Origin of the sequence: Mesorhizobium sp. M4B.F.Ca.ET.089.01.1.1 (assembly GCF_004022605.1) — a bacterium.
Taxonomy (GTDB): domain Bacteria; phylum Pseudomonadota; class Alphaproteobacteria; order Rhizobiales; family Rhizobiaceae; genus Mesorhizobium; species Mesorhizobium abyssinicae.
This window is the reverse complement of the sequence record NZ_RZOS01000387.1, coordinates 1-5,574: the sequence shown is the minus strand read 5'-3', so window position 1 is coordinate 5,574 and position 5,574 is coordinate 1. Positions and strand designations below refer to the sequence as shown.

Here is a 5,574-nt window from a genome sequence, read left to right as displayed (position 1 = left end):
GCGCTGGAATCGGTCGTGGCCGACCTCACCATCGACGTGCTGATCAACAATGCCGGGATCATGCCGCCGCTCGGCAATTTCGCCGACATGAAGATCGCCGACATCGACACCGCGCTCGAGGTGAATGTCAGCGCGGCAATCCTGCTCACCCGCCTCATCGTGCCGCAGATGCGCGAGCGGCAATCGGGGCACATTCTGTTCACCGGGTCTTCCGCCGGCCATGCCGCTTTTCCCAAAGTCGCCGTCTATTCGGCCACCAAGGCAGCGATCGCCGGCTTCGCCGCCGCGTTGCGCGCCGACCTCTCCCAGTACGGCATCCGCGTGACCGAGATCGTGCCCGGTCGCGTCGAGACGCAGCTCTATAAGGACATACTCGACGCCGAGGCCCGGGCGGCCATGTACGCCGGGAACGTCGCCGTTCAGCCGGACGACGTGGCGAGTATGGTCGTCACCCTGCTCGGCCTGCCCGCTTGGGCCGACGTAACCCGCTTCGACATCATGCCGACCCGGCCGACCAGCCCAAGCGGCAGCAAGCAAGGAAAATAGAATGAAAGACCTTTCCGTTCTCATCGTTGGTGGCGGCGCCGGCCTCGGCGCGCTTTTGGCACGGATGGCCGTGGAAGCTGGGGCGGCAAAGATCGGCATCATCGACATCAACCAGGAGGCGGCTGAGGCCGCGCTGGAGCCGGCAAAGGCCAAGGGCCTGCCGACCGCGGCGGCGACCGGCGACATCCAGGTCGGGCCTCAGTCCCACGCGGCGTTCGATGCCATCGTCTCGAAGCTCGGGCGCGTCGACACGCTGATCAACTGCGCCGCGATCTATCCGCGCCGCCCGCTCCTCGAGATCACCGACGCAGAGTGGGATGCCTCCAACGGCATCAACATCAAGGGCACCTACCACATGATGGTGGCGGCCGTGCGCCACATGCAGTCGCAGGAACCGAAAGCCCAGGTACGCGGGCGGATCGTGAACCTGACCTCGGTCGACGCCTTCAAGGCGCATCCGCAGAACGCCCATTACGCGGCGACGAAGGCTGCCGTCGTCAGCCTGACGCGGTCCTTCGCCCATCACGCCGCCAAGGACGGGATCCTGGTGAATTCGGTGGCGCCGGCCGGCATGGCGACGGAGAAGGCGAAAGCCCTCGGCTTCCTCGAGGAACTGGCCAAGGCAAGCCCGCTCGGCCGCGGCGCCGAGCCCACCGAGATCGCCGAGTGGGTGCTGATGACGGGCGGCCCGAAGAATACCTACATGACCGGCGAAAACGTAATCGTTTCAGGCGGTTATATCTACGCATGAGGTGACATTCCGCAGCCGGCGGCAGCGGAAATACGGGCAGTGCATGATCGACGGAGTCTCAAGCAAGAGGAGGCGGAACTACGATGACCGGCAAGCTTCGCCTTCCCTCGCTCAATGCGCTCAGGGTCTTCCATGCCGTCGCGCAGCACAAGAGCTTCAGGCAAGCGGCCGACGAACTGCTGGTGACGCCGCAGGCGGTCGGCCAGCAGATCAAGCTGCTTGAAGACACGCTCCAGGTGACGCTGTTCGAGCGCAAGGGCCGGTCGATCGAATTGACCGAGTCGGCGATCCTTCTCTCGCACTACGTCAAGGCCGGCTTCGACGAGTTCTCGGAAGGCGTCCGCCGCGTCACCAAGTCGACCTACCGCGACCGCATCAACCTCAATGCGAGCCCGTATTTCGCCACCCACTATCTGCTGCCCAGGCTTTCGCTGTTCCGCGAGATCCTGCCCGGCGCCGACCTGCGCCTGACGACGATGGTCGACCTGCCGGATTTCGGCCGCGACGACATCGATATGACGGTGCAGTGGGGTTACGGCAGCTGGCCCGACTACGACACGACGCTGCTGGTGCCGGATCCGAAGATCGTCTGCTGCACGCCGGCGATCGGCGAGAAGATCAAGTCGGCGCACGACCTGACGAAGTTCACGCTGCTTGACACGGTCAAGTCAAAGCGCCTGTGGCCGGATATATTGCGCCACCTCGGAGTGGAGCTGACGGATGGCGACCGCAGCATCAGCTTCGACGACGCGGCAACCATGCGCCGGGCGACCCTGCAAGGCATCGGCGTTGGCCTGGTTTCCGTCATCGACGCCGAGGAGGATTTCCGGTCTGGCGCGCTGGTCGCGCCGATCGGCCGCGACGCCATTGCCGATATGAAGCCGGAGGAGGTGCCCGGCTTCTACCTGGTCGTTCCGCGCGGGCATCTGCGTGTGAAGGCGGTAGCCGCGCTGCACCGGTGGCTGGCCCAGCAGGATTGGCGGAGCGACCTCAAGATTTCCTTGCCGAAACCGACCCCGCTTTCCGACTAGGAGGCGGCTTCGCGACCGAGTTCCGAACGCTGTTTCGGGCTCCAACAAAAACAAGAAACGGAACAACCTCAACAGTGGAGACAACAACATGAAAATGATGCAATGGGGGGCTGCGGCCCTGGCCGTTGGCCTGGTTCATTTCGCTGCGCCGGCCGAGGCTGCGGGCGGCAAGACGCTCGAAACCGTCAAGGCGCGCGGCGTGCTGAACTGCACCGGCCATGACGGCTCCTATCTCGGCTTTGCCGAGGTGGACGACAAGGGCAACTGGAAGGGCATGGACATCGACCTCTGCAGGGCGGTGGCCACGGCCGTGTTCGGTGACCCAGCGAAGCTGAAGATCGTGCCGATCAGTTGGGCCCAGCGCTGGCCCTCCCTTCAGTCGGGCGACGTCGATATCGTCGTCAAGGCTTCGGGCGGCACGCTGAGCCGCGATACCGAACTGGGGCTTCAGTTCTCGATGTCATACTATCTCGGCACGACCAAGGTGATGGCGCACAAGGAGCTCAACCTGAAGTCGCTCAAGGATGCACAGGGCGGCACGATCTGCATCCCCGCCGGCACGACCATCGAACAACAGGTTGCTGCCTACAGCCAGAAGATCGGCATCAAGCTCGAGCCGGTCGTCATCGAAAAGACGGAAGAGCTCGAGCAGGCATACTTCTCGGGCCGCTGCGACATGTACGCCCAATGGGGGCCGGTGCTTGCAATCGCGCGTGTCGCCAAGGGCAAGGTCGACGAGCATGTGATCCTCCCCGACGTGATCGCGGTCGAGCCGGAGGTCATGATCGTGCGGCAGGGCGACGACAACTGGGTCGACGTCGCCAACTGGACGCTCACCGCACTGCTCTTCGCCGAGCAGGAGGGCATCACCTCGAAGAATGTCGATGAGATCAAGGCCAAGCCCACGTCACCGGCGGTCGCCAAGTTCCTCGGCGCGGCGCCAGGCATGGGCAAGGGTCTCGGGCTTGCCGACGACTGGGCCTACAACGTGATCAAGAAAGTCGGAAACTACGCGGAGATCTTCGATCGCGATCTCGGCAAGGATTCGCCCTACAAGATGGATCGTGACCTGACCAACCTGTGGAACAATGGCGGCGTCCTGTTCCCGCTGGTGATCGATTGATCCCCTTGGTGATCGACTGACCTTTCCTAACGCGTCCCGCTGTGAGTTCCGCCCGGCCTTGCCGGGCGGGGCCGGCGGCAATCCGGGAGATTGGCATATGGTCAGCCTGCTGAGGAATCAGAAGGTCCGCAACGCATTGCTGCAGGTTCTCTATGTCGGGTCGCTTGCAGCACTTGTGCTTTCCTGCGCGATGATCGCCAGGCGCAACCTGGCGGAGCAAGGCATCACCTCCGGCTTCGACTTCCTGTACAAGTCGACGGGCTGGGACGTGAACTTCTCGCTCCTGCCCGCCACCGCCAACGATCCCTATTGGTGGTTCTTCCTTATCGGCATCGTCAACACCCTGTTCCTGGGCAGCGTCGGGCTGGTCCTGGCGACGATTGTCGGAACGATCGTCGGTCTGGCGCGAACCTCCTCGAACGAACTGGCGCGGCTGCTCGGACGCACCTATGTCGACATTTTCCGCAACATCCCGCTGATCCTCCAGGTCTTCTTCTGGTACGCGCTGATCACCCATCTGCCGACACCGCGCGCCGCGCATGAGGCGTGGGGCTTTCTGCTCACCAGCCGCGGCCTCTATATGCCGATCCCGAATGTCGGCGGTCTGGCAATGGCGCTGGCCACACTGGCCGTGATCGGCGCAATCGCGCTGCCTGTCTGGCTGGGCCGGACGTCACGGCTGAGCCAGCCGGTCGGCGAGCGCTCCGCCGTCCAGCTTGGCGGCGCCGCGGCGGCGCTGTCCTGCGTCGTTCTCATCCTGATGATCGGCCGTCTGCCCGATGCGCCGCTGCTCGATTTCCCCGCCCTGCAAGGCCTCAACCTGAAGGGCGGCCTGCGCATTCCGCCGGAGTTTTCCGCACTCGCGGTCGCCATTGCCATCTATGGCGGCTCCTACATCGCCGAGATCGTGCGCGGCGGCTTCAAGGCCGTCGGCAAGGGCCAGGTGGAGGCAGCCCTTTCGCTGGGCCTCAGTCCCTGGCGGGTGTTCACGCTGGTCAAGCTGCCGCTGGCGCTGCGCGCCATGCTGCCGATCCTCGCCAACCAGTATGTCTGGCTGATCAAGGCGACGACGATGGGCATCGCAATCGGCTTCACCGATTTCTTCATGATCGTGTCGCTGACCATCAACCACTCCGGCCAGACCCTGGAATCGATCGGCATCCTGATGGCAGGCTTCCTGACCATCAACCTTAGCCTCGCCGCCGTGTTCAACCGCATCAACAAGGCTATTGCCCTCAAGGGCAATCAACTGAGGGGATGAGAGATGGAAATGGTCGTTCTCGCTCCGCCTGCCCCAGGGACGCTCGAGGATCTGAGGCGGCGCTTTTTCGCGACGCCGCTTCAGGCCCTGTTGTCGCTGATCTCCCTGACAGTCATGGTCTTCCTTGCCTGGAAGTTGCTCAACTGGGCGATCTTCTCGGCCGTCTTCACGACGAGCGGCGGGCCTGAGGCCTGCCAGGCAGCGGCAGGAGCCTGCTGGTCGGTGATCGCGGCCAGGTGGCGCATCATCCTGTTCGGCCTTTATCCCTTCGAGGAGCAATGGCGTTCGGCGCTGGCCTGCGTCACCGTGGTGGAGATGACGGTGCTGAGCTGCATTCCGGCCTTCTGGACCGGACGCCGGATCGCGCTGGTCTGGGGAGCCGGGACGGCCCTCTATTACGTGCTGATGAAAGGCGGCGTGCTCGGTCTTGCCTATGTCGGCGAGGAAGCCTGGGGCGGCCTGGCGCTCACCCTGTTCATCTTCGTGACCACCTGCCTGATCGGCTTTCCGCTGGCGATCTGCCTGGCCCTGCTGCGGCGGTCTGAGCTGCCGTGGATATCGCGGACCACTGGCCTCATCATCGACTCGGTCCGCTCGCTGCCGCTGATCTCGATCCTGTTCACCTTCGCCATCGTCCTGCCGTTCGCGCTGCCGCAGTGGCTGGCAGGCGACAAGCTGTACCGGGTGATCATCGGCTCCGCCCTGTTCTTCTCCGCCTACCAGGCGGAGATCGTCAGAGGCGGCATGCAGGGCGTTCCAAAAGGGCAGGAGGAAGCCGCCATGGCGCTCGGCATGAGCTATTGGCAGCGCATCGGCCGCATCCTCTTGCCGCAGGCCATGCGCAACGCGCTGCCAATAGCTC

The 5,574-nt window shown here is 64.1% G+C and carries 6 protein-coding genes; all 6 read left to right on the top strand.

The genetic code is table 11. The annotated features are described in order from the left end of the window. Positions 1–546, top strand: a 546-nt coding sequence (locus tag EN780_RS26520) for an SDR family NAD(P)-dependent oxidoreductase (RefSeq protein WP_128275768.1), incomplete at its 5' end; no start/stop codon positions are given. 1 nt (position 547) lies between these two features. Further along, the gene (locus EN780_RS26515; RefSeq protein WP_127282884.1) at positions 548–1,297 is read left to right on the top strand and encodes an SDR family oxidoreductase; all 750 of its coding nucleotides are present in this window, start codon (positions 548–550) and stop codon (positions 1,295–1,297) included. An 83-nt stretch (positions 1,298–1,380) separates the two neighbouring features. Continuing rightward, on the top strand, positions 1,381–2,328 hold the full coding sequence (locus EN780_RS26510) for a LysR substrate-binding domain-containing protein (protein WP_128275767.1): 948 nt from the start codon (positions 1,381–1,383) through the stop codon (positions 2,326–2,328). An 88-nt stretch (positions 2,329–2,416) separates the two neighbouring features. Continuing rightward, complete coding sequence (locus tag EN780_RS26505) at positions 2,417–3,451, top strand: amino acid ABC transporter substrate-binding protein (RefSeq protein WP_127282882.1); 1,035 nt, start codon at positions 2,417–2,419, stop codon at positions 3,449–3,451. Between the two features lie 97 nt (positions 3,452–3,548). After that, entirely contained in the window at positions 3,549–4,712 is a 1,164-nt protein-coding gene (locus tag EN780_RS26500; protein ID WP_128275766.1) for an ABC transporter permease subunit, read from the top strand. 3 nt (positions 4,713–4,715) lie between these two features. Next, positions 4,716–5,574 (top strand): ABC transporter permease subunit (locus EN780_RS26495; RefSeq protein ID WP_128275765.1); only part of this gene is annotated, 859 nt, incomplete at its 3' end.